19 protein-coding genes are annotated in these 20994 nt (G+C 68.4%); 9 read left to right on the forward strand and 10 right to left on the reverse strand.

All coding sequences use genetic code 11. From position 1 onward, the window contains the following. The first annotated feature begins 38 nt into the window (after window positions 1–38). The gene (locus BLR03_RS05045; protein WP_091250287.1) at window positions 39–3254 is read left to right on the forward strand and encodes an HAD family hydrolase; all 3216 of its coding nucleotides are present in this window, start codon (window positions 39–41) and stop codon (window positions 3252–3254) included. Window positions 3255–3267: 13 nt separating this feature from the next. Here BLR03_RS05045 and BLR03_RS05050 read toward each other — a convergent pair whose 3' ends face one another. From BLR03_RS05050 to BLR03_RS05075, 6 genes are all read right to left on the reverse strand, one after another. Beyond that, window positions 3268–4275: a zinc-dependent alcohol dehydrogenase family protein gene (locus tag BLR03_RS05050; protein WP_091250288.1), complete on the reverse strand. Its 1008-nt coding sequence runs from the start codon at window positions 4273–4275 to the stop codon at window positions 3268–3270. 87 nt (window positions 4276–4362) lie between these two features. Continuing rightward, complete coding sequence (locus BLR03_RS05055; protein ID WP_091250290.1) at window positions 4363–5373, reverse strand: universal stress protein; 1011 nt, start codon at window positions 5371–5373, stop codon at window positions 4363–4365. 80 nt (window positions 5374–5453) lie between these two features. Next, complete coding sequence (locus tag BLR03_RS05060) at window positions 5454–6563, reverse strand: YihY/virulence factor BrkB family protein (protein WP_091250292.1); 1110 nt, start codon at window positions 6561–6563, stop codon at window positions 5454–5456. An 82-nt stretch (window positions 6564–6645) separates the two neighbouring features. After that, window positions 6646–7254, reverse strand: coding sequence for a DUF3618 domain-containing protein (locus tag BLR03_RS05065; RefSeq protein WP_091250295.1), 609 nt, complete (start codon window positions 7252–7254; stop codon window positions 6646–6648). A gap of 18 nt (window positions 7255–7272) precedes the next feature. Beyond that, window positions 7273–7674: a phage holin family protein gene (locus tag BLR03_RS05070; RefSeq protein ID WP_091250297.1), complete on the reverse strand. Its 402-nt coding sequence runs from the start codon at window positions 7672–7674 to the stop codon at window positions 7273–7275. 5 nt (window positions 7675–7679) lie between these two features. Next, window positions 7680–8612 carry a hypothetical protein gene (locus tag BLR03_RS05075; protein WP_091250300.1) on the reverse strand — a complete coding sequence of 311 codons (933 nt, stop codon included), beginning with the start codon at window positions 8610–8612 and terminating at the stop codon, window positions 7680–7682. A gap of 197 nt (window positions 8613–8809) precedes the next feature. Here BLR03_RS05075 and BLR03_RS05080 point away from each other — a divergent pair, with 197 nt between their 5' ends. Continuing rightward, on the forward strand, window positions 8810–9769 hold the full coding sequence (locus tag BLR03_RS05080; RefSeq protein WP_254788166.1) for a spermidine synthase: 960 nt from the start codon (window positions 8810–8812) through the stop codon (window positions 9767–9769). 28 nt (window positions 9770–9797) lie between these two features. Here the strand turns inward: BLR03_RS05080 and BLR03_RS05085 are convergent, their stop codons facing one another. Then, the gene (locus BLR03_RS05085; RefSeq protein WP_091250306.1) at window positions 9798–10715 is read right to left on the reverse strand and encodes a LysR family transcriptional regulator; all 918 of its coding nucleotides are present in this window, start codon (window positions 10713–10715) and stop codon (window positions 9798–9800) included. 131 nt (window positions 10716–10846) lie between these two features. Between BLR03_RS05085 and BLR03_RS05090 the strand changes: the two genes are divergently transcribed. Both BLR03_RS05090 and BLR03_RS05095 read left to right on the forward strand, forming a co-directional pair. Next, window positions 10847–12229, forward strand: a complete 1383-nt coding sequence (locus BLR03_RS05090; protein ID WP_091250308.1) for an MFS transporter — start codon at window positions 10847–10849, stop codon at window positions 12227–12229. A 111-nt stretch (window positions 12230–12340) separates the two neighbouring features. After that, window positions 12341–13090 (forward strand): 3-hydroxybutyrate dehydrogenase, encoded by a 750-nt coding sequence (locus tag BLR03_RS05095; RefSeq protein ID WP_091250311.1) that lies wholly within the window; start codon window positions 12341–12343, stop codon window positions 13088–13090. Window positions 13091–13149: 59 nt separating this feature from the next. Here BLR03_RS05095 and BLR03_RS05100 read toward each other — a convergent pair whose 3' ends face one another. Next, window positions 13150–13785: a LysE family translocator gene (locus BLR03_RS05100; RefSeq protein ID WP_091250313.1), complete on the reverse strand. Its 636-nt coding sequence runs from the start codon at window positions 13783–13785 to the stop codon at window positions 13150–13152. A gap of 58 nt (window positions 13786–13843) precedes the next feature. Then, window positions 13844–15340 carry an amino acid permease gene (locus BLR03_RS05105; RefSeq protein ID WP_091250315.1) on the reverse strand — a complete coding sequence of 499 codons (1497 nt, stop codon included), beginning with the start codon at window positions 15338–15340 and terminating at the stop codon, window positions 13844–13846. Window positions 15341–15783: 443 nt separating this feature from the next. Between BLR03_RS05105 and BLR03_RS05110 the strand changes: the two genes are divergently transcribed. Genes BLR03_RS05110 through BLR03_RS05120 form a run of 3 tightly spaced genes read left to right on the forward strand, consistent with a single transcriptional unit; the run spans window position 15784 to window position 17287 of the window. Further along, complete coding sequence (locus tag BLR03_RS05110) at window positions 15784–16092, forward strand: hypothetical protein (RefSeq protein WP_217639743.1); 309 nt, start codon at window positions 15784–15786, stop codon at window positions 16090–16092. Next, on the forward strand, window positions 16086–16319 hold the full coding sequence (locus BLR03_RS05115; RefSeq protein WP_091250317.1) for a helix-turn-helix transcriptional regulator: 234 nt from the start codon (window positions 16086–16088) through the stop codon (window positions 16317–16319). The genes BLR03_RS05110 and BLR03_RS05115 overlap by 7 nt, the downstream gene beginning before the upstream one ends. Further along, window positions 16316–17287, forward strand: coding sequence for an NAD(P)-dependent alcohol dehydrogenase (locus BLR03_RS05120; protein ID WP_091250321.1), 972 nt, complete (start codon window positions 16316–16318; stop codon window positions 17285–17287). Before BLR03_RS05115 ends, BLR03_RS05120 begins: the two co-directional genes overlap by 4 nt. 24 nt (window positions 17288–17311) lie before the next feature. Here the strand turns inward: BLR03_RS05120 and BLR03_RS05125 are convergent, their stop codons facing one another. Then, window positions 17312–17752: a protein-tyrosine phosphatase family protein gene (locus tag BLR03_RS05125; RefSeq protein WP_091250324.1), complete on the reverse strand. Its 441-nt coding sequence runs from the start codon at window positions 17750–17752 to the stop codon at window positions 17312–17314. Window positions 17753–17944: 192 nt separating this feature from the next. Between BLR03_RS05125 and BLR03_RS05130 the strand changes: the two genes are divergently transcribed. Together BLR03_RS05130 and hutU are read left to right on the forward strand one after the other, a co-directional pair. Further along, window positions 17945–18925 carry an IclR family transcriptional regulator gene (locus BLR03_RS05130; protein ID WP_254788168.1) on the forward strand — a complete coding sequence of 327 codons (981 nt, stop codon included), beginning with the start codon at window positions 17945–17947 and terminating at the stop codon, window positions 18923–18925. A 277-nt stretch (window positions 18926–19202) separates the two neighbouring features. Continuing rightward, on the forward strand, window positions 19203–20900 hold the full coding sequence (gene hutU / locus BLR03_RS05135) for a urocanate hydratase (protein WP_091250326.1): 1698 nt from the start codon (window positions 19203–19205) through the stop codon (window positions 20898–20900). The last annotated feature ends 94 nt before the right edge of the window (window positions 20901–20994 follow it).

The raw sequence follows: 20994 nt of genomic DNA on the forward strand, positions 1-20994 counted from the left end.
CACTGTCGCGGCGCACCGATCGCTGATAGGACTGGGCCATGACGGAGTCGCCCACAGTTGCCGCCGCGCTGGCCCCCGTCGACGCCGTGATCTTTGACCTCGACGGCGTCGTGACCGACACCGGAGAGCTCCGCGCGGCAGCCTGGAAACAGCTCTTCGACGACGTCATGAAGGATCCCCGGCTTCCCGCCGACGCGCGGCGCGGGCCCTTCACGGATGACGACTTCGCACGCTGCGTCGAGGGCCGGACCTGGGAGGACGGCGTGGCCACCTTCCTGGCCACGCGCGGGGTCGCCATTCCCCGCGGCTCGCCCGCGGACGGCCCGGCGGAGTGGACGGCGTTCGGACTCGCGCAGCGCCAGGGCGGGATTTTCGAAGACATGCTCGCGGGCGGTCCCGTTCCGGTCTTCCCCGGTACCGTGGCGCTGCTCGAGCGGCTCCGGGCCGGGCGGATCCCCGTGGTCCTCGCCACCTCCAACCGTAATGCCGCCACAATCGTGGCCGCCGCGGGCCTTGGCGAGGGCTTTGATCACATCGTGGATGGCCAGACGGCCCTGGACCACGATGTCGCCGGAATGCCGGCGCCGGCCTTGATCCTTGAGGCCGTCCGCAGGATGGGGATCACTCCGGCCCGGGCCATGGTGATCGCCGGCGCCGCGGCTGGCGTGGAAGCCGGCCGGCGCGGAGGCTTCGGGCTCGTGGTCGGCCTCGACCGGGTCGGGCGGCGGGACGGGATGGAAGCCGCGGGCGCCGACGTCGTGGTTGAAGACGTCAGCGAACTGGACATCGGGCTGGTCATCACGCACCCGTGGCTGCTGGTCTACGAGGGATTTGACCCGGCCCACGAACGGCACCGGGAGGCGTTGACCACCCTCGGCAACGGCTATCTGGCCACCCGCGGCGCCGCCCCGGAGCACCGCGCGGGGGACGTCCACTATCCCGGTAGTTACCTCGCCGGCGTTTACAACAGCCTGACCAGCAATGTCCAGGGCGAGATGACGGTGGATGAGCACATGGTCAACATCCCGGACTGGCTGCCGCTGGATGTCAGGATAGGCGACGGCGACTGGTGGTCAGACGGCGGCCTGACGCTCCGCAGCGAGCGCCGCACACTGGACCTCAAACGAGCCCTGCTGAGCCGGCAAGCGGTTCTGGAGGACGACGCCGGGCGCCAGCTTCAGGTGCTCCAGCGCCGGCTCGTGTCCATGGCCGAGCCTCATCTGGCCGCGCTGGAGACGACCCTGATCGCCGTCGGCTGGAGTGGAACTGTCAGCGTCCGCAGCGGCTGCGACACCGGCGTCACCAACTCCAACGTGCCCGAAGACGCCCAGCTGGCCAACCGGCACCTGACGGCGGTGACGGTGTCCTCGTCCGAGGCCGGGCCGGATGCCTCGCAGCTGACGGTGGAGGTGCAGACGAGCGGGAGCAAGATCGGGATCGCCCTGGCGCTGCGGACCCGGATTTCCGGCGGCGGCCAGCCGCAGCCAGAAACCGGAGCCGGTGGGGCGCCCGGCGGGGTTCCGGTCGCTATTACCGAGCCGGTCGGGGGCCTGCACGGACACCGCTTCGACCTGCCGGTCACGGACGCCGTGCCCGTCACGGTCACCAAGACGGTGGCCGTCGCGACGTCGCGGGACCACGCCATCGCCTCGCCGGTCTCGGCCGCGCTCGCCGTGCTGGCGCGCGCACCCCAGGACTTCGGCGAACTGCTGGCAGCCCATGAGACAGCGTGGAGTCTCCTCCTGGCGCCATTCATCATCGAATCCGATGCCCCGTCCCAGGCGCAGCTGATCCTGAACCTCCACGTCTTCCACCTGCTGCAGACGCTCACCACCCACACGGCCGAGCTCGACGCGGGGGTCCCGGCCCGCGGGCTCCACGGCGAAGGCTACCGGGGGCACATCTTTTGGGATGAGCTGTTCGTCCTGCCGGTCCTGAACTCCCGGCTGCCCGCGGTGGCCCGCGAACTGATTGACTACCGCTGGCGGCGCCTGGGAACGGCGCGGGACGCGGCCCGCAAGGCCGGGCTGCGCGGCGCCCTCTTTCCCTGGCAGAGCGGCAGTGACGGCACCGAGCAGACACCCAAGTTCCTGTTCAACAAGCTCTCCGGGCACTGGATGCCGGACTACTCCCATCTGCAGCGGCATGTGGGTCTGGCGGTCGCCTACAACGCGTGGCAGTACTTCGAAGCGACCCAGGACCGGGGCTGGCTGACCCGGCACGGTGCCGAGATTGTGGTGGACGTCGCCCGACTGTTCGCTTCCATGGCGGCGCATGACGCTGCGGAGGACCGCTTCCACATCAAGGGCGTCATGGGGCCCGACGAGTACCACACCGGCCATCCGGGCAACCCCGGCGGCGGCGTGGACGACAACGCGTACACGAACATCATGGCGGCCTGGGTGTTCGACCAGGCCGTCTGGATCATGCACTCCGTGCAGGGGTTCGACATGGAGGAGCTGCGGTCACGGCTGGGGATCACGCGGGCGGAAATCGACGCCTGGGCGCACCTGAGCCGGCGCATGTTCGTCCCCTTCCACGACGGCATCATCAGCCAGTTCGACGGCTACGGCGCCCTCCGGGAACTCGACTGGAACCACTACCGCCGCGCCTACCGGAACATCGAACGGCTGGACCTGATCCTCGAAGCCGAAGGCGACAGCACCAACCACTACCGGCTGGCCAAGCAGGCGGACGTCCTGATGCTCCTGTACGTCTTGGGCGAGGATCAGCTCCTGGGGTTCTTGCGCCGGATGGGCTACGACGTCGAGCCGGCGCACATCGCGGCCACGGTGGACTTCTACCTGGCCCGGACCGCGCACGGTTCCACGCTCAGCCGGGTCACCCACGCCTCCGTGCTGGCGCAGCGGGACCCGGAGCGGGCGTGGGCCACATTCCGGGAAGCGCTGGACACGGACCTGGACGACACGCAGGGGGGCACCACGAGCACAGGCATCCACCTGGGCGCCATGGCGGGCTCGATCGACGTTGTCCAGCGCAGCTTCGCCGGACTTCGGATCACCCGCGATGCCCTGGACTTCACCCCGCGGCTGCCGGCGGAGCTGCACCGGGTGGAATTCCAGGTCCGCTACCGTGACCAGCTGCTGGCGGTGCACCTCGGGCCGGACCGGCTCAGAGTGTCCGCGGCCCCGGGGGACGCCGCCCCGGTGCTGGTGCGGGTCGGCGCGGAGAAAGTGCTGATCCGGGCGGGCCGTGAGCACGAGTTCCTTCGCGCCGCCGGGCCGTCCGACTGACGGCACGTGCGGGCTATGTGTGCTCCATGTGCAGCACGGCCGCGCCCGTGATCCGGTCCTCGGCCAGATCCCGCAGTGCCTGATCCGCCGCCTCGAACGGGTACGCCATGGTGGTGGGGCGGAGCGGGATCTCGGCGGCGATCCGGAGGAATTCCTCGCCGTCGGCCCGGGTATTGGCGGTGACGCTGCGCAGCTGGCGTTCGTTGAAGAGCTCCTCGCTGTAGTGCAGCGGCGGGATGTCGCTCAGGTGGATGCCGGCGACGGCCAGCGTGCCGCCGCGGTCCAGGGCGCGAAGCGCCACCGGCACCAGCCCGCCGGCCGGGGCAAAGAGGATCGCGGCGTCGAGGGGATCCGGTGGCTGTTCCTCGGCGCCGCCGGCGAACGTCGCGCCCAGATCCAGGGCCAGCCGGCGGGCCTCCGCGGACCGGGTCATGACGTACACGCGGGCACCCCGGTAGAGTGCGATCTGGGCCGCCAGGTGCGCGGAGCCGCCGAAGCCGTAGATGCCCAGCCGGCCGCCGATCGGCAGTTCCGCCCGGCTCAGCGCACGGTAGCCGATGATGCCTGCGCACAGGAGCGGCGCAGCCTGCTCGTCGCCGAACGTCTCCGGGATCCGGTAAGCGAAGTTCTCGGCCACTGTGACGAGCTCGGCGTACCCGCCGTCGCGGTCCCAGCCGGTAAACGTGGGGGACAGGCACAGGTTCTCCTGGCCGCGCAGGCAGAAGCGGCAGGCGCCGCACGTGCCGCCCAGCCAGGCCACCCCCACCCGTTCGCCGAGGCCGAACCTGGCCGCTCCGGGGCCGAGCCCGATCACCTCACCCACCACTTCGTGGCCCGGGATGGTCCCGGGGTGCCGGGGTTCGAGGTCGCCCTCGGCCAGGTGCAGGTCTGTGCGGCACACGCCGCAGACCCGCACTTTGAGCAGGACCTCCCCGCGCCCCGGCACGGGGTCCGGGCAGTCGCCAGCCACGAGGGGTCCGCCGGACATCGGCCCCGGACGTTCAACCCGCCAGGCTCGCACCGCGGCCTCCTTTACTGCAGTCCCGATGTTGTTTTACTGCGGTTTCCATGCGCCTCGTCGCCGCTCCCTTGGGTCCGTCAGCGGCTGTCAGCGGCTGACGAGCACGTTGCAGCGCGCCTTATGCAGCACGGCGGAGACCGTGTTGCCGGGTCCCGCCGAGGGGTTATGGGTCCCGAGTACCAGGACGTCGGCGTCGGCTGCGGCGGCAAGGAGCTCCCGGGCGGCGGCATGGCTGCCGAACAGGACGCCGGACACTTCCAGCCCGGGAGCCAACGCCCGGGCCTCGTCGATGGCGTGGTCCAGCAGTTCTTCGCCCAGGAGCCTGGCATGGCGGCCGTGTTCCTCCCGTGCCCCGCCCCGCAACGTGTCCACGTGGACGAGGTGCAGCGGGGCGCCGAGAATTCCGGCCAGCCTGACGGCCTCGGCCAGAGTGGCGTGGCTGCGGGGCGAGGCGTCGACCCCCACCACGACGGGGCCGCCGGAGATGCTCGGGCGCCGGATCACCATGACGGGGCAGTGTGCCGAGCCGGCCAAGTCAAGGCAGACCGAACCCGCCACCGGGCCCAGGACGGCGCCAAGTCCCCGGCTACCGACCACCAGGAGCCGCGCGTCCCGGGCGGCTTCGCGCAGGACGGGCGCGGCGAGCCCGGCTTCCATGACGCCGTCGACGGCGGGACCGGGGTGTTCCGGTTCGGTAAGGGACGTGGATCGTTCGACGCGGGATGCTTCGAGCCCGGCGTCGGACATTTCGCCGGGCGCTGCTTCACGGGGTTCGCTGCCGGGCCCGGTGCCCGGTTCAGTGGAGGGTTCGACGCCGGCTGCCTCCACCCCGGTTGCCTCCAGGAGGGCGCTGCGGGCCAGTTCGATGCCTTCCGCGAGGATGGCTTCGGCGGAGTGCCGCAGTCCGCTGCCGGCCACTCCCTTGACGGGGCCCAGGTTCTTGGTGAAAACCGGCCATACCCAGGCGTGCACCACCCGAAGGTCGAGCCCGGTGGCGGCCGCGTAGCCGGCCGCCCAGCGGACGGCAAGCCGGGCTGCCTCGGACCCGCCGTAGCCGACTGCCACGACGCCGCCTTGATGCTCTGCGGGTGCCGACATTCTTCCTCCCGGCTCGGCGGACGCACCCCTTCGCCCGGCTATACGTGCAGCCCCAGTAGAACGCGGCGGTCCGTCAATGGCTAGGGGCTTTGGTCCCGCGAGCCGGCCTGCTGCTCGCGCAGTTCGCGTCCGCGCCGGATGTCCTCTTCCTCCCGGGCCTGCAGCTTGTCGCTCTGCTTGGTGTCCCTGGGCGGCAGCTGGATGGTCTCTTCTGCCTCGATTCCGGCCTGCAGCTGCCGGCCGCGTTCCATCTCGGCGTCGAACTCCGCGCCGAACAGCAGCGACATGTTCAGGATCCAGAGCCACAGCAGCGAGATGATGACACCGCCGATAGCGCCATAAGTCTTGTTGTAGCTGCTGAAGTTGGCCACGTAGAACCCGAAGGCCACGGAAGCCAGCAGGAAGATCATCAGGGCGATGAAGGACCCCAGGCTCATCCACCGGAACTTGGGCTGCTTAACGTTGGGGGTGGTGTAGTACAGGATGGCGATGGCGAGCACGACGAGCAGCAGGATTACCGGCCATTTGGCAATGTTCCAGACGGTGAGGACGATCCCGCCCAGGCCAATCGCCTTGCCGACGGACTCTGCCACCGGCCCGCTGAGAACCAGCATGAAGGCGAGGGCGACGACGATCAGCAAGGTGGCGACGGTCACGCCGAGCATGGTGCCACGCAGCTTGATGAACGGCCGGCCCTCGTCAATTTCGTAGACCCGGTTCATGGCCCGGCCAAACGCCCCGACGTAGCCGGAGGCGGACCAGAGGGCGGTGAGAATGCCGATCACGAGTGCGAATCCGGCGGTGGAGGAGCTGCTGAGCTGCTCGACCGGCTGGCGGATGGCGTCCACGGTTTCAGCGGGCGCGAATCCCTGGACGATCTCCAGGAGCGCCGACGTGGTCTTCCCGGCCTGGCCGAAAATGCCGAGCAGGGACACGAGCGCCAAGAGAGCGGGAAAGATTGAGAGGACCGAATAGTAGGTGAGGGCCGCGGCGAGATCGGGGCACTGGTCCTTGGTGAATTCCCGCAGCGTCTTCTTCGCGATGTACTTCCACGACGGTTTGGTCACCTCGGTGGGGCTGCCCGGCTTGCGGGAGTCGTCCGGAGGGGGTGCGGTCCGGGCCTTGGCGGTGCTGCTCTCCGGGGTTTCGGCGTCGGCTGAAGTAGCGGCCGCGGCGGGGTTTTTGAACATGGAAGTTCTTCCTTCGGGGTTAAGTGCATCAGCCGGCCGTCCGGCGCGTGAGCGCAGGACGGCCGGCCGGGTTCGAACGGAATCAGGCCTGCTGGACGTTGTCCTTGGCCTCGATGGTGCGATCCCTGACGTCAGCAACTGCGCCGTGGCCCTCGGTCTTGACATGCTCGGTGGCGTCGGCGGCCGTCGCCTTGACGTTTTCCATTGCGGCCTGGGCTGGCTCCTTGAGGCCTTCCGCCACGTGTTTGGCAGCCTCGGTGAGTTCCGTGGTCAGCGGTTCGGCCGCGGTCTTCAGGGCATCTGCGGCTTCGCGTTCCTTCTGGCTCGCCGGGATCAGGGAGGAGACCAACAGGCCTGCCCCGAAGGCAATCAGACCTGCGGCCAAGGGGTTGCCCTGGGTTTTGGTCTTGACGTGCGCCGGGGCGTCCCCGATCGCGGAGCCGGCGTCACTCACGTGTGCGCCGGCACTGCCTGCGGCCGCGTGCATGCTCCCGGCGGTGTGGTCGGCCGTGCCCATGACTTTCTCCTTCACTCCGAAGACTGCGTCCTTGACGTTTTCTTTGACCTTGTCGGTCTGCCGCTGGACGATGTGCGACGGCGTGACCTTGTCCGCCACGGCGTCGACGTTGGTGCCAAGACGTGCGCGGGTAGCTTCGATATCTGCTCGGATGACATCCGGGTTTTCACTCATCGTGTTTCCTCGCTGGAACTAGGGGTTGGGTTTGAGCGTGGGCGGGATTTCCTGCAGGGTCTCGGTGGTCTGAGGCAGGCCCTTGATTGCCTTGAGTTCCTTGCGGCCGGTCGTGGCCAGGACGGCGGCAACGATGCCCCAGATCAAGGCGACGACGACGGCTGACCAGCCCAGTCCCATCACGGTCCCGAGTGCCCACCAGAGGGCCAGGGACAGGAATAGAAGCACGAAGTGTCCCGCGACCCCGGCGCCGGCGAGCATGCCGGCGCCCTTGCCGGCCCGGGCAGCCGACTGTTTGAGTTCGACCTTGGCGAGTTCGACTTCCTGCCGCATCAGGATGGACATGTCCCTCGTTACCTCGCCCAGTAGGTCGCCGAGGGACGACGATTCAGCCTTGGCATGCGCGGCGGTCGGAGGCATCTCGCTCATCGACGGCCACCGTCGAAGGGGTCACTGCCATAAGGGTCACTGCGGAGCGGATCCTGCCCAAGCGGGTCGGTCACGACGGGCTCGGAGGCCCAGCGGTCCTGCCGGTTGCCGTCGCCCACCTGATCAACATCCGGCGGTTTCGGCGGGTAGGTGTCCGCGAAGCCCGCCGTCGTCGTTTCCGGGGCCGGCATCTGGACCGGCGGCGGCGGAACCGCGTTTCCGGTGTCCGGGACCCGGCTGATCGGCGCCGCTGGAGTGCCGGTGGCCGACGGAGTGGCGGCCGTAGCGCCGGTCGGCTCGGGGGCGCCTGCGCTGAGGCTCCGGCTGAGCCGGCCGGCCAGGACGCCCGCTCCTGCCGCAAGCAACAGGAAGGTCCCTGGCTTCTGCCGCGCAAAGGACTTCACCTCGTCCAGGAGCGAACCGGGATCCCGGTCGTCAAGCCACGTTGCCACGGCGGAGGACCGCTCAGCGGCCTGGCGTACGAGGTCGGTGGCGATGCCGGGCTGCTCGGAGGCCGCGGCCATGGAGTGAAGTTCGGTCGACACGGACCGGAGGCCCTGGGCCACCTTCTGCTGCTGCACACCCGCTTGTTCAGTGAGGTCTGATTGCGCTTGGTGCAGGAGGTGCCGGGCGTTCGTCTTGACCTCTGCAGCCACCTGGGTGGCTTCGGTCTTAGCCGTCTCGGCCACGTTCTGGGCCGAATCGGCGGCCACACGGGAGACCTCAGCGGCCTCATGCCTGGTGGTGTCGGTGGTGGAAGCGCCGGTGGCCGTCGCCGGGGGCGAGGTTAGCGGCCCTCCGTCCGGGGTCGCGCTGTAGATTTCGCCGTCGGCGACGGGCGGAAACGTGGACGCCTGCCGGAGGGGAGTCTGCTGGGTAGCCGTAGGGGTGCCGAGGCTCCCATCCTGGGGCCATGGGTTCTCTGTCATCTTCGCTCTCTTTCAAAAAGATCGGCTGCTGATCAGACGCCAGCAATGCTGGAGTTAAATAGTAAGCATGATTACTAATAAATAGTAAGTACCCTTGCTTGTTGATTTTGGTGCGGATGCGGGTTACTCGGCCGGACGGAGTGGCCGGGGATGCCGGTGAACTAGGGTTGAAGCATGGAAAATGCGGGGGATAGCTGATGGCCAAGCGGGGTAGGGGTCGGGTAGCAGGAGCCGCCGTGCCGGGAGTGGTGGACGTACCCAAGGGTTCCCGCCCGGCCGGTCCCGTGGCAGGGGTGTACTACATCGACACCGGAGACTGCGAGCTGATCCCGGACCAGGACAATTCCACCGGCTGGCTCCTGCGCATCAACGGCGTCATGAGCTCGCACATTGACCTCGCGGACCCGCTGTTCCTGGACTTCGAGTACATGCGCTGGATCTCTGCTTTGGTCGAGTCACGCTGGCCCCGCGAGTCCAAGCCCAAGCTGCGCGCCCTGCACCTCGGCGGGGGAGCATGCTCACTGGCCCGCCATTTCCATGCCGCCTACCCGGACGCCCGCCAGGTCGTGGTGGAGCTGGACGGTAAGCTGGCCGACTACGTCCGGGGCTGGTTTGACCTGCCCAAAGCCCCGCTGCTGCGCCTGCGCGTGGGGGAGGCCCGGGAAGTCACCGAGAGCCTGACCCCGCAGACCCGGGACCTGATCATCCGCGACGTCTTCGCCGGTTCGCTGACCCCGCGCCCCCTCACCACGAGGGAATTCACCGAGCACGCCAAACGCGTCCTCGCGCCGGGAGGGGTCTACGTCGTGAATTCCGGCGACGCCCCGGACCTCAAAAACGCCCGCGAAGACGCCGCCACCATCGCGGACGCTTTTGACTACACGGTGCTCATCGCCGATCCGGCCATGCTCAAGGGCCGGCGTTACGGCAACATGATCATGGCCGGAAGCGACCGCCCGTTCGACGACGATCCCGGCCTCGCGCGACGCCTGCTCGGCGGTGCGGTGCCGGCCCACATCTGGAACGACGAGAAGGTGCGGGCATTCGCGGCCGGCGCTGCCGTCCGCCACGACGCGGCGGGCCAGGCCGCGGCAGGCCGGGCTGCGGCCCCGGCGCCAGAGCCGTCCGAACCCCCTCAGCCGTCGACTGCTCCGTAACGGCCCTTTTGGGGCTCCATAAGGGCGCCTACGGAGCAGTCGGTGGGGTTCCACCCCGGCCCAGCAGGGCATCGCGGTGGGCTGCGGTCTGCTCCCGCAGTGCCTGCACGAGGGCCGCGACCGCCGGGCGGCGCATCGAATCGGGCCGCAGCACCATCCAGTAGGGGAGCATCTCGGCAAATTCCTCCGGCAGGAGCCGGACCAGGTCCGGATGGAGGTCGGCCGCGAAGCACGGCAGGAACCCGATCCCGGCGCCGGCGCGCGTGGCCTCCACGTGGACAAAGACATTGGTGGAGCTCAGCCCGTCCCGCATCGCCGGCACCAGCCGCCGCGGGGCATCCAGATCGTCCACCTGCAGCATCGAATCGACGAAGTACACGAGCGAATGCGCCGTCAGTTCCTCCACGGTGGCCGGGGTCCCGTACTCGGCCAGGTAGTCGCGGGAGGCATACATCCCCAGCATGTACTCGCCCAGCTGCGCGGCCTCTGCCCGGTGCACCTGCGGCTCGCCGACCACCACCTCGATGTCCAGGCCGGAGCGCTGCTGCAGCGCCCGGCGCGTCACGGTGATGATCTCGACGCTGAGGCCGGGGTGGTGGCGGCGGAGCCGGGCCACCGCCGGGGCGGCAATGTAGGCGCTGAAGCCGTCCGTGGCCGTCATCCGGACCACTCCAGTGATGGGATCCGGCGTGTGCCCGGGCTGTTCCAGGGTTCGGACGGCGCTCTCGACCTGCTCGGCCACGCGCACCGCCTCGGCGCCGAGTTCGGTCAGTTCCCAGCCGCCCGACGCGCGCGAGAGCACCCGGCCGCCCAGCGACTTCTCGAGCGCCGCGATCCGCCGGGAGACGGTGGTGTGGTTCAGTCCGAGTGTCTGGGCCGCCGTCGTAAATTTCGCTGAACGGGAGACGGCGAGCAGGACCAGCAGGTCATCGGGATTGGCGTTCATATCTGCAATTCTGCACACGTAGGGTGCCGGTTTGGCCATTGAACCGCCGCGGATGTGCGGCAATACTCAGTGGAGCCATTTCAGTGCTGTGCGTCACAGCGCGTGTCACCGTGGACACTAAGGAGAACCAGATGAGCGTAAACGAACGCTCTGCAACATCCCCCGCCGTACCCGCATCCAAGGGTTCCGGGCTCAAGAAAATCGTCGCAGCATCGATGGTGGGAACCGTCGTCGAGTGGTACGAATTCTTCCTCTATGCCACCGCCGCCACCTTGGTGTTCGGCAAGTACTTCTTCCCCGCCACCGGCAATGAGCTGGACGGCATTATCCAGGCGTTCCTGACATACGCCGTCGGCTTCGTGGCACGTCCGCTGGGCGGCATCGTCTTCGGCCAGATCGGCGACAAGCTGGGCCGCAAGCCCACCCTGCAGCTCACCATCGTCATCATCGGAGTCTCCACCTTCCTGATGGGCTGCCTCCCGGGCTTTGCCACCCTCGGCTACCTGGCGCCGGCGCTGCTGGTCTTCCTGCGCTTCATCCAGGGCTTCGCCCTGGGCGGTGAATGGGGCGGCGCCGTGCTGCTCGTCGCCGAGCACAGCCCCAACAAGACCCGCGGCTTCTGGTCCAGCTGGCCGCAGGCCGCCGTCCCGGTGGGCAACCTGCTGGCCACCCTGGTCCTGTTCATCATGTCCAACATGCTCAGCGCCGCGGACTTCCTCAGTTGGGGCTGGCGCGTGGCGTTCTGGCTCTCCGCCGTGATCGTGTTTGTCGGCTACTACATCCGCACCCACGTCTCCGAGTCGCCCATCTTCCTCGAAGCCAAGGCCCAGCTGGAGAGCGAGCAGGCTGTCAGCTACGGCGTCCGCGAGGTCATCCGCAAGTACCCGAAGGGCATCCTGCAGTCCATGGGCCTCCGGTTCGCGGAAAACATCATGTACTACCTCGTGGTCAGCTTCTCGATCGTCTACCTCAAGACCGTGGACAAGTACGACACCTCATCCCTGCTGCTCGCCCTGCTGATCGCGCACCTCGTGCACTTCCTGATCATCCCGCAGATCGGCCGGCTCGTGGACAGCTGGGGCCGCAAGCCCGTCTACCTCGTCGGTGCCATTACCGGCGCCACCTGGCCGTTCTTCGCCTTCCCGATGTTCGACACCCGCAACCCGGTGATCATCGTCCTGGCCGTCACCATCGGCCTGTGCCTGCACGCCTTCATGTATGCCGGCCAGCCGGCCCTGATGTCGGAGCTGTTCCCGACCCGGATGCGCTACGCCGGCGTCTCCCTGGGCTCCCAGGTCACCTCGATCTTCGCCGGTTCGCTGGCGCCGCTCCTGGCCACCCAGTGGCTCAAGGACACCGGCTCCTGGCTGCCGACCGCGGTCTACCTCGTGGTCGCCTGCGCCATCACCACCGTGGCAGTCCTGAGCCTGAAGGAAACCAAGGGCATCGCCCTGGAAGACGTGGACCGGGCCGACGCCGAACGTGAAGGCCTGTCCGTAGCAGCCGTACGCTGAGCTGCTTGAGTTACCTGGCGGCTTGAGTTTCCGGGCTGCTTGAGTTTGGGCCGGCCCCAGCCACGCTGGGGCCGGCCGCCTCATTAGATTTTTGACATGGAAGGCTGAGTAATGGAAAACACGCTGAACGGACGCAAGGCACTGGTCACCGGCGGGGCCGGCGGGATCGGTGCCGCCAGCGCCCGCGCCCTGGCCGCACGCGGGGCCAAGGTCGTGATCGCGGACGTGGACGAGTCCGCCGCCGCGGCCCTCGCCGACGAGATCGGCGGCACCTCGTGGGCCGTCAACCTGCTCGACGTCGAATCCCTCCAGACGCTCAGCCTGGACTGCGACATCCTGGTCAACAATGCCGGAATCCAGCGCATCAGCCCGATCGAGGACTTCGATCCGGCCGACTTCCGCCGCATCATCACGCTTATGCTCGAGGCGCCGTTCCTGCTGATCCGGGCCGCGCTGCCGCACATGTATGCCAACAACTTCGGCCGCATCATCAACCTGTCCTCCGTTCACGGCCTCCGTGCCTCGCCGTTCAAGAGCGCATATGTCTCGGCCAAGCATGGTCTGGAAGGTCTGAGCAAGGTCACGGCGCTGGAGGGCGGCGCGCACGGCGTCACGTCCAACTGCATCAACCCCGGGTACGTCCGCACGCCCCTGGTCGAGTCGCAGATCGCGGACCAGGCCAAGGTGCACGGCATTCCGGAGTCCGAGGTCCTCGCCAAGATCATGCTGACCGAATCAGCGGTCAAGCGGCTCGTGGAACCCGAGGAAGTGGCGTCCCTGGTGGCGTGGCTGGCTTCGGACGACGCCGGCATGGTCACCGGCGCCAGCTACACCATGGACGGCGGTTGGTCCGCGCGGTAGTCCGGCGCCGGGACAGGTTCTGGCGCCGGGCGCCCGGCTCCAACTGCCGGGCGGCCCAGTTAGTTCTTGCTGCCCGTCAGGGCCAGAGTGCCGCCCAGACCGATCATCATCACGCCGCCGGTGGTGCTCAGCGCGGCGATCCGCCGGGGCGACCGGGCAAACCAGTGCCGTGCCGTTCCCGCCGCGAGGGCCCACGTGCTGTCGGAGACCAGGGCGATCAGCAGGAAGACCGCCCCCAGCGTGCCGAGCTGGACCGGAATCGCGCCGGCAGAATAGTCCACGAACTGCGGGAGCACGGCCACGAAGAAGACAATCGACTTCGGGTTGGTCGCGCCCACAATGAATCCCTCGCGGAGCACCCGGGCCGTCGAGGACCGGACGGCCGGGTCTGCCGCCGTCGCGCCACTGCCGCGATGCCGGATGGCCTGGATCCCCAGGTAGACAAGGTAGGCGGCGCCGGCAAACTTCACCACGCTAAAGAGCAGGAGCGACTGGGCCAGCACCACCCCGACGCCCACGGCCACCGCGGCGATCTGCACCAACTCGCCGCCCGCGTTCCCCGCGACACTCAACAGGCCGCCCTTGCGTCCCAGGGCCAGCGTCCGTCCGATCACGAACAGCACGCTGGGCCCCGGGACGGCGATGAGCACGAGCGCCGCAAGGGCAAAAGCCAGGAGATTGGGGGCGGGAACCATGCCTGATCTTAACCCTCCCGGGGCGCTCCCGGGAGGGCCCCGGGACGGGGAGGCATGATTACCGCCCCGCAGGAACCTGCTGGAGCTGGGCCGTTTCGTCGGTGAGTTCGGCCCGGGCCCGGCCGTGGCCGCGGACCCAGAGCCGGTATGCGACCACCAGGAGGCCGAGCCAGACGGCGCCGACGTACAGCGCCACCCGGGTGTCCTCGAAGGCGCCCAGGATCACGATCACGAGAGCCATGAAGGCGATGGTCAGCACGGATGCGGCGGGCCACCAAGGGGACGGGAACTCCGACGCCGGCAGTCCCTTGCGGGCGATCTCGCGTTTCATGGCGACATGGGAGGCCAGGATCATGGCCCAGACCCAGACGGTCGCGAAGGTCGCGATCGAGGCGATGATCAGGAACACGTCCTCCGGGATCACCGCGTTCAGGACGACCCCCACCAGCAGGATGCCCGTCATCATCACCACGGTCATCCAAGGCACCCCGTGACGGGAGACCTTGCCGAAGCTCGCCGGGGCGTGGCCCTGCCGGGCCAGGCCGAAGAGGATCCGGCCGGCGCCGAAGATGTCGCTGTTGACGGCCGAGAGCGCCGCCGTGATCACCACGGCGTTGAGGATGTGAGGCGCGGCCGGAATGCCCAGGCTGCTGAAGATCTGCACGAAGGGGCTGCCGTTGCTGCCGACCTCGTCCCAGGGGAACAGGCTCATCAGCACGCCGAGGGTCAGCACGTAGAACAGCAGGACGCGCACGGGGACGGTGTTGACGGCCTTGGGGATGACCTTTTTCGGGTCGGCGGCTTCACCGGCGGTGATGCCCAGGGTTTCCACCCCGCCAAACGCGAACATCACTACCGCGAAGGAGGCCAGGAGCCCTTCGAACCCGTTGGGGAACAGGCCCCCGTGATCAACGAGGTTGCCGAGTCCGGGCGCCACGGTGGCGCCGCCGGTCTGGAAGCCGAAGACGATGATCGCGGCGCCGCCGGCGATCATGGCGATGATGGCCGCCACCTTGATCAGGGAGAACCAGAACTCCAGCTCGCCGAAGACCTTGACGCTGAGCAGGTTCAGGGCCGCCAGGAAGAAGATGATGGCCAGGACCCAGACCCAGCGCTCCACGCCGGGGAACCAGAACCCCATGTAGATGCTGAAGGCCGTGACATCCGCGATGGCGACAATTGCCATCTCGAAGACGTAGGTCCAGCCGGTCACGAACCCGGCGAGCGGGCCCAGATAGCGGCTCGCGTACTGGCCGAAGGACCCGGACACCGGATGCCGCACCGCCATTTCACCCAGGGCGCGCATCACCATGAAGACCGCGGCGCCGCCGATCATGTACGCCAACAGGACGGCGGGGCCGGCCTTCTGGATGGCGGAGGCGGAGCCGTAGAACAGCCCCGTGCCGATCGCCGAGCCCAGCGCCATGAAGCGGATGTGGCGGACGTTCAGCCCCCTGCTGAGTACGGAATCGACGGCGGCGCCGACGGCGGTGGCGGCGCCGCCGGTGCCTGCCTGGGCAGGTGCCGGTTTGGTGGCGGTTTGGGCTTGTTGCATGCGAATACCTTCTCGTCATTGGGAGGGGGATCGCTATCCAGCAGACCATGTCCGGCACTGCTGTGATGAGTCTCACGGGGACTTCGTGTCTTTGATTTCAGACTATGCGGCGGCCCGCGCCCGGGTTTCCCCACCTTTGCCGGGGCGCGACGGCGTGTGGCCCCGTGACGCCGGCGCGTCCCGGCGTCGCGGGGGCGAAGGTGGGGAAATTCCGCGCGGGGCAACCCGAGAGAAAGTCGAAAACTCTTGACATCATGTTAGATTTTCTTTACTTTTGCCATGTCAGGTTTGTTTTACATTCGGTTCATCGTGCGGGAGCGGCACTTGTCATTCGAAGAAAAGAGCGCCTGGATCATGGGGGTGCTGGGGCCGGAGCCTACGCGGTATATCTGGCGGCAGTCCTCGGGCCGGCCGGGAGCACGCCGCTCACGGATGTGCCATACATGGCGCCGCTGCTCTGGACGGTCGGCAGCTCGATCGTCCTGTCGATCGTCCTCCACATTCTCATCCGTGGCCTGTCCGCCAGGGGCGCCGGCATGAAGGACCAGCGGGACAGGGAGATCTACCGCTTCGGCGAGCATATCGGCCAGTCCTTTGTGGTCATCGGGGCGGTGGCGGCGCTCATCATGGCCATGGCCGAGGTGAATCAGTTCTGGATCGCCAACGCCATCTATCTGGCCTTCGTGGCTTCGGCGATCCTGGCCTCCGTGGCGAAGATCGTGGCCTACCGGCGGGGCTTCCAGACGTGGTGAAACCGACCAGGGTCACGAACTCCATCCGGCGCCTGCGGTTCGAAAACGGCGAACTGACCCAGGCGGAACTCGCCGAACGCATCGGCGTGACCCGGCAGACTGTCATCGCAATCGAACAGGGCCGCTACTCGCCGTCTCTGGAGTTGGCATTCCAGATCGCCCATGTTCTCAACGTTCCGCTCGACGACGTGTTCCAGTACCCCGACTCTGAAGGAGAAGCGCCATGAAAGCGATCATTCAGGACACCTACGGTTCCGTTGAGGTGCTGGAACTGCGCGACGTCGACGTTCCCGTCCCCGGCGACGACGACGTGCTGATCCGGGTCCGGGCCGCCGGCGTCGACCAGGGCGTCTGGCACCTCATGACCGGCCTGCCGTACCTGACCCGGGTTGCAGGCTACGGGCTGACGAAACCGAAGACGCGCATCCGGGGCCGGGCCGTCGCGGGCCGGGTGGAGACCGTCGGCCGGAATGTGGTCGGCTTCAGGCCCGGCGACGAGGTGTACGGCACGTGCGAGGGATCCTTCGCCGAATACGTGTGCGCGAAGGAAAGCCGTCTCGCGCTGAAGCCGAAGAACCTCAGTTTCGAGCAGGCCGCTGCCGTTCCCATCTCCGCCGTCACGGCCCTCCAGGCGCTCCGGGACACCGGCAAGGTCCAGCCAGGGCAGGACGTCCTCGTCATCGGCGCGGCCGGCGGCGTCGGCGCGTACGCGGTGCAACTCGCCAAGGCGTTCGGGGCGGAGGTGACAGGGGTGTGCAGCACCGCGAAGACCGATCTCGTCCGGTCGATCGGCGCCGACCATGTCATTGACTACACGCACGACGACTTCGCGGACGGGGCCAGGCAGTTCGACCTCATTGTCGACACCGCCGGCAACCGCCCGCTCTCCGTCCTCCGTCGGGCCCTCAAACCCAAGGGCACGCTCGCAATCGTCGGCGGGGAGGGCGGCGGGCGGCTCACGGGCGGATTTGAAAGGTCCCTCCGCGCGGCACTGCTCTCCGCATTCGTCGGCCAGCAGCTCAAGGGCGTCATGTCGGCAGAGCGCGCCGAGGACCTCCGGTTCTTGGCCGGGCTCATCGAGGCCGGCGCGGTGACGCCGGTGATCGGCAGGTGCTACGCCCTGGCCGACGCGCCGGCCGCCATCCGGGACCTGCGCGACGGCCAGGTCCGCGGGAAGGCCGTCGTCACCGTGTGACCGTCTTTGCTGTTTGAGCGCGGCCTACGGCGTGTCCCCGCGGAAGCGGGCCACGTACAGGCGCTGCCACGGCGTTTCCACCGTCAGACGCCGGTACCGACGGCGGACGTAGGACACCGCCTGGCCGGGCGGGACGCCGTCCAGGATGGCGATGCACGCCAGTGCGGTGCCCGTCCGGCCGATGCCGCGCCAGCAGGCCACTTCGACCCGTTCCGTCGCGGCCCGGCGCCAGGCTTCCCGGAACGCATCGAGCGCGTCCGGCCGGTCCGCGGGCAGCCGCAGGTCCGGCCAGAGGAGCCATCTGGAATCCCATTCCACCGGGGGCGGCTGTTGCCCCAGCAAGTACAGGCCGAATTCCGGAAGCGGGCCGGCGGGCAGCGGATAGTGCAGACCGCGGCCGCGGATGCTCCGGCCGGAAGGAAGAACCAGGACGCCGTCCTGGCCCGGCTCCCACGTCTGCTTCATGCTCCAGATCGTAGTACTTCGGCGGGATAGGCGGGCAGGGTTGCGCGGCGCGACCGGCGGGCGGGTGCGTCGAACGCGGGATTGTCCGGTATTCCAGACAGGGCGTACTGCTGACGGTATGGCGGACCTGCCCCGCCGGGCGCATGCTTAAGTACGGGATACCGGACACCAGCCGTTTTTCGAAGAGGATCCATGTCAGCTACTAGCCCTACCCTGAACCATCTGCCCGCTTCCGCGACGCCCGGAAATGCCCCGGCGGCCACGGCCGGCCCCGCAAGCAGCGCCACGGGCGGCACCGCGAGCACCCTCGGGGCCGCTCCCGAGGCCGCGCCCGTGATCACCCCCCAGGCTCCTGGCGCGCCTGCACCCAAACCCGTCCGCCGGGCCGCCACCGGAAAGGTGGCCTCGAAGGTGCCTGCGGCGGAAAACACGTTGCGTATCCTCAAACTGCTGGCCTCCAGGCGGGGGCCGATGGCGGCGTCGAACATTGCCACCGCGTTGGGCTTGCCGCGCTCCAGCGTCTACCACCTGCTCGGCGTGATGGAGGCGAACGGGTTTGTGCTGCACCTCCACGAGGAGCAGCGCTACGGCCTGGGCATCAGCGCGTTCGAGCTCAGTTCGGCCTATTCCCGCCAGGAGCCGCTGTCCCGGCTGGGCCGGCCCATGCTTGCCTCGCTCGTGGATGTGATCGGCGAAAGCGCGCACCTGGCCGTGCTGCACGGCCGCGACGTGCTCTACATCGTGGAAGAGCGGGCCAAAAACCGCCCGTCCCTCGTGACCGACGTCGGGGTCCGGCTGCCCAGCCACCTCACCGCGAGCGGCCGCGCGATTCTTGCCGCGCTGCCGAAGTCCCAGGTGCGGGCGCTGTACCCGAATGCCGCCGCATTCACGGCCCGACACGAAACCGAGTCGCCCATCATGAAGTACTCCGCGCTGTCCTCGCATCTGGACCAGGTCCGGCAGCGCGGCTACGCCACCGAACACGGTGAGGTGACGCCGGGCTTCGGCTCGATCGCCGCCGCCGTGACGGACCACGTCGGGTGGCCCACCGCCGCCGTCGCCGTGACCTTCCTTGAGGACAAGCTGCCCGCAGACCAGTGGCCGGCCCTGGCCGCCCGGATCCAGAAGGTCGCCGATGAACTCTCGATCCGGATCCACGGCCGCCCCGCCTGACCAGCTGCCCCAGCAACCCCCGTTGCTCTCTCAGTTATGGCTCCTATCCGGGCGTTTTAGGCGCCATAAGTGATAGCGCGACGGGGGAGGGGGATGCGGCAGCGGGGAACATCGGGGGCGTCTGGAATCCCGGACAGCACCCGTCCTTAGGCCCTGTTTACGCGGCCGCGAACAGGCTTTAGTTGATACAGAACCTCATTCCCCCGATTCATTCGACACGCACTCTTCACCCCACACCCTCCAGCACAGACACCACCACGAAACAAAGGAGCCCCTCATGGCACCCGCCGATTTCACCACCGGTGCCCGCCCGGTCAAAGCAGCCCGCGGCACCGAGCTCACCGCCAAGAGCTGGCAGACGGAAGCCCCGCTGCGCATGCTCATGAACAACCTCGACCCCGAGGTCGCCGAGCGCCCCGATGACCTCGTGGTCTACGGCGGCACCGGCCGCGCCGTCCGCAGCTGGGCCGCGTTCGACGCCATCACCCGCACCCTGGAAACCATGGAAAAGGATGAGACCCTGCTGGTCCAGTCCGGCAAGCCGGTTGGCGTCTTCCGCACCAACGAGTGGGCGCCGCGCGTCCTGCTGGCCAACTCCAACCTCGTCGGCGACTGGGCCACCTGGCCCGAATTCCGCCGGCTCGAGGCCGAGGGCCTGATGATGTACGGCCAGATGACCGCCGGGTCCTGGATCTACATCGGCACCCAGGGCATCCTGCAAGGCACCTTCGAGACTTTCGCGGCGATCGCCCGCAAGCTCACCGGGGACGAGAACGGCACCCTCGCCGGCACCCTGACGCTCACCGGCGGCTGCGGCGGCATGGGCGGCGCCCAGCCGCTCGCCGTCACCCTGAACGACGGCGCGTGCCTGATTGTCGACGTCGACGAGACCCGGCTGCGCCGCCGCGCCGGCAAGCGCTACCTCGACGAGGTGGAGACCGACCTCGACGCCGCCATCGCCAAGGTCCTCAAGGCCAAGGAAGAGCGCCGCGGCTGGTCCGTGGGCTACGTCGGCAACGCCGCCACGGTCTTCCCGGAGATCCTGCGCCGCCACAACGCCGGCGAGCTCACCGTGGACATCGTCACGGACCAGACCTCCGCACACGATCCCCTGAGCTACCTGCCCGAGGGCATCACGGTCGAGGAATGGCACCGCGAGGCCGCGGCGGACCCGGAAGGCTTCACGAAGAAGGCCCAGGCTTCCATGGCCAAGCACGTCCAGGCCATGGTCGAGTTCCAGGATGCCGACGCCGAGGTCTTCGACTACGGCAACTCCATCCGCGACGAGGCCCGCAAGGGCGGCTACAACCGCGCGTTTGAGTTCCCCGGCTTCGTCCCGGCCTACATCCGCCCGCTGTTCTGCGAGGGCCTCGGCCCGTTCCGCTGGGTTGCCCTTTCCGGCGACCCCGAGGACATCGCGGTCACGGACAAGGCCATCAAGGAGCTGTTCCCCGAGAACAAGCACCTGCACCGCTGGATCGACGCAGCCGGTGAGCGCGTCGAATTCGAGGGCCTGCCGGCCCGCATCTGCTGGCTCGGCTACGGCGAACGCGCCAAGGCCGGCCTGCTGTTCAACCAGCTCGTCAAGGAAGGCAAGGTCAAGGCGCCCATCGTGATCGGCCGCGACCACCTCGACTCCGGCTCCGTCGCGTCCCCTTACCGCGAAACCGAGGCCATGGCCGACGGCTCCGACGCGATCGCCGACTGGCCGCTGCTCAACGCCCTGCTCAACACCGCCTCCGGCGCCACCTGGGTCTCCATCCACCACGGCGGCGGCGTCGGAATCGGCCGCTCCATCCACGCCGGTCAGGTCTCCGTCGCCGACGGCACCGACCTCGCCGCGGAAAAGCTCGCGCGCCTCCTCACCAACGACCCCGGCATGGGCGTCATCCGCCACGCCGACGCCGGCTACGACCGCGCCCTCGAGGTCGCCAAGGAACGCGGCGTCCGCATCCCCATGTCAGAGTCCCGCTAACCAAACTCGCGAAAACCTCGTCGATTGCTCCGTAAACGCCGTTTTGAGCCTTGAAAAGGGCCACAACGGAGCAATCGACGAGGACGCCGAACCA

Origin of the sequence: Arthrobacter sp. ok909, assembly GCF_900104405.1 — a bacterium.
Classification (GTDB): domain Bacteria; phylum Actinomycetota; class Actinomycetes; order Actinomycetales; family Micrococcaceae; genus Arthrobacter; species Arthrobacter humicola.

What these genes read in the sequence shown, in the direction of transcription:
- BLR03_RS05055 (WP_091250290.1), bottom strand. Translation starts at nt 5,373, where the DNA reads ATGTCGGCACCCGCAGAGCATCAAGGCGGCGTCGTGGCAGTCGGCTAC.
- BLR03_RS05130 (WP_254788168.1), top strand. Translation starts at nt 17,945, where the DNA reads ATGTCAGCTACTAGCCCTACCCTGAACCATCTGCCCGCTTCCGCGACG.
- BLR03_RS05100 (WP_091250313.1), bottom strand. Translation starts at nt 13,785, where the DNA reads ATGGTTCCCGCCCCCAATCTCCTGGCTTTTGCCCTTGCGGCGCTCGTG.
- BLR03_RS05080 (WP_254788166.1), top strand. Translation starts at nt 8,810, where the DNA reads ATGGCCAAGCGGGGTAGGGGTCGGGTAGCAGGAGCCGCCGTGCCGGGA.
- hutU (WP_091250326.1), top strand. Translation starts at nt 19,203, where the DNA reads ATGGCACCCGCCGATTTCACCACCGGTGCCCGCCCGGTCAAAGCAGCC.
- BLR03_RS05090 (WP_091250308.1), top strand. Translation starts at nt 10,847, where the DNA reads ATGAGCGTAAACGAACGCTCTGCAACATCCCCCGCCGTACCCGCATCC.
- BLR03_RS05095 (WP_091250311.1), top strand. Translation starts at nt 12,341, where the DNA reads ATGGAAAACACGCTGAACGGACGCAAGGCACTGGTCACCGGCGGGGCC.
- BLR03_RS05125 (WP_091250324.1), bottom strand. Translation starts at nt 17,752, where the DNA reads ATGAAGCAGACGTGGGAGCCGGGCCAGGACGGCGTCCTGGTTCTTCCT.
- BLR03_RS05110 (WP_217639743.1), top strand. Translation starts at nt 15,784, where the DNA reads ATGGCGCCGCTGCTCTGGACGGTCGGCAGCTCGATCGTCCTGTCGATC.
- BLR03_RS05085 (WP_091250306.1), bottom strand. Translation starts at nt 10,715, where the DNA reads ATGAACGCCAATCCCGATGACCTGCTGGTCCTGCTCGCCGTCTCCCGT.
- BLR03_RS05045 (WP_091250287.1), top strand. Translation starts at nt 39, where the DNA reads ATGACGGAGTCGCCCACAGTTGCCGCCGCGCTGGCCCCCGTCGACGCC.
- BLR03_RS05075 (WP_091250300.1), bottom strand. Translation starts at nt 8,612, where the DNA reads ATGACAGAGAACCCATGGCCCCAGGATGGGAGCCTCGGCACCCCTACG.
- BLR03_RS05105 (WP_091250315.1), bottom strand. Translation starts at nt 15,340, where the DNA reads ATGCAACAAGCCCAAACCGCCACCAAACCGGCACCTGCCCAGGCAGGC.
- BLR03_RS05065 (WP_091250295.1), bottom strand. Translation starts at nt 7,254, where the DNA reads ATGAGTGAAAACCCGGATGTCATCCGAGCAGATATCGAAGCTACCCGC.
- BLR03_RS05120 (WP_091250321.1), top strand. Translation starts at nt 16,316, where the DNA reads ATGAAAGCGATCATTCAGGACACCTACGGTTCCGTTGAGGTGCTGGAA.
- BLR03_RS05060 (WP_091250292.1), bottom strand. Translation starts at nt 6,563, where the DNA reads ATGTTCAAAAACCCCGCCGCGGCCGCTACTTCAGCCGACGCCGAAACC.
- BLR03_RS05070 (WP_091250297.1), bottom strand. Translation starts at nt 7,674, where the DNA reads ATGCCTCCGACCGCCGCGCATGCCAAGGCTGAATCGTCGTCCCTCGGC.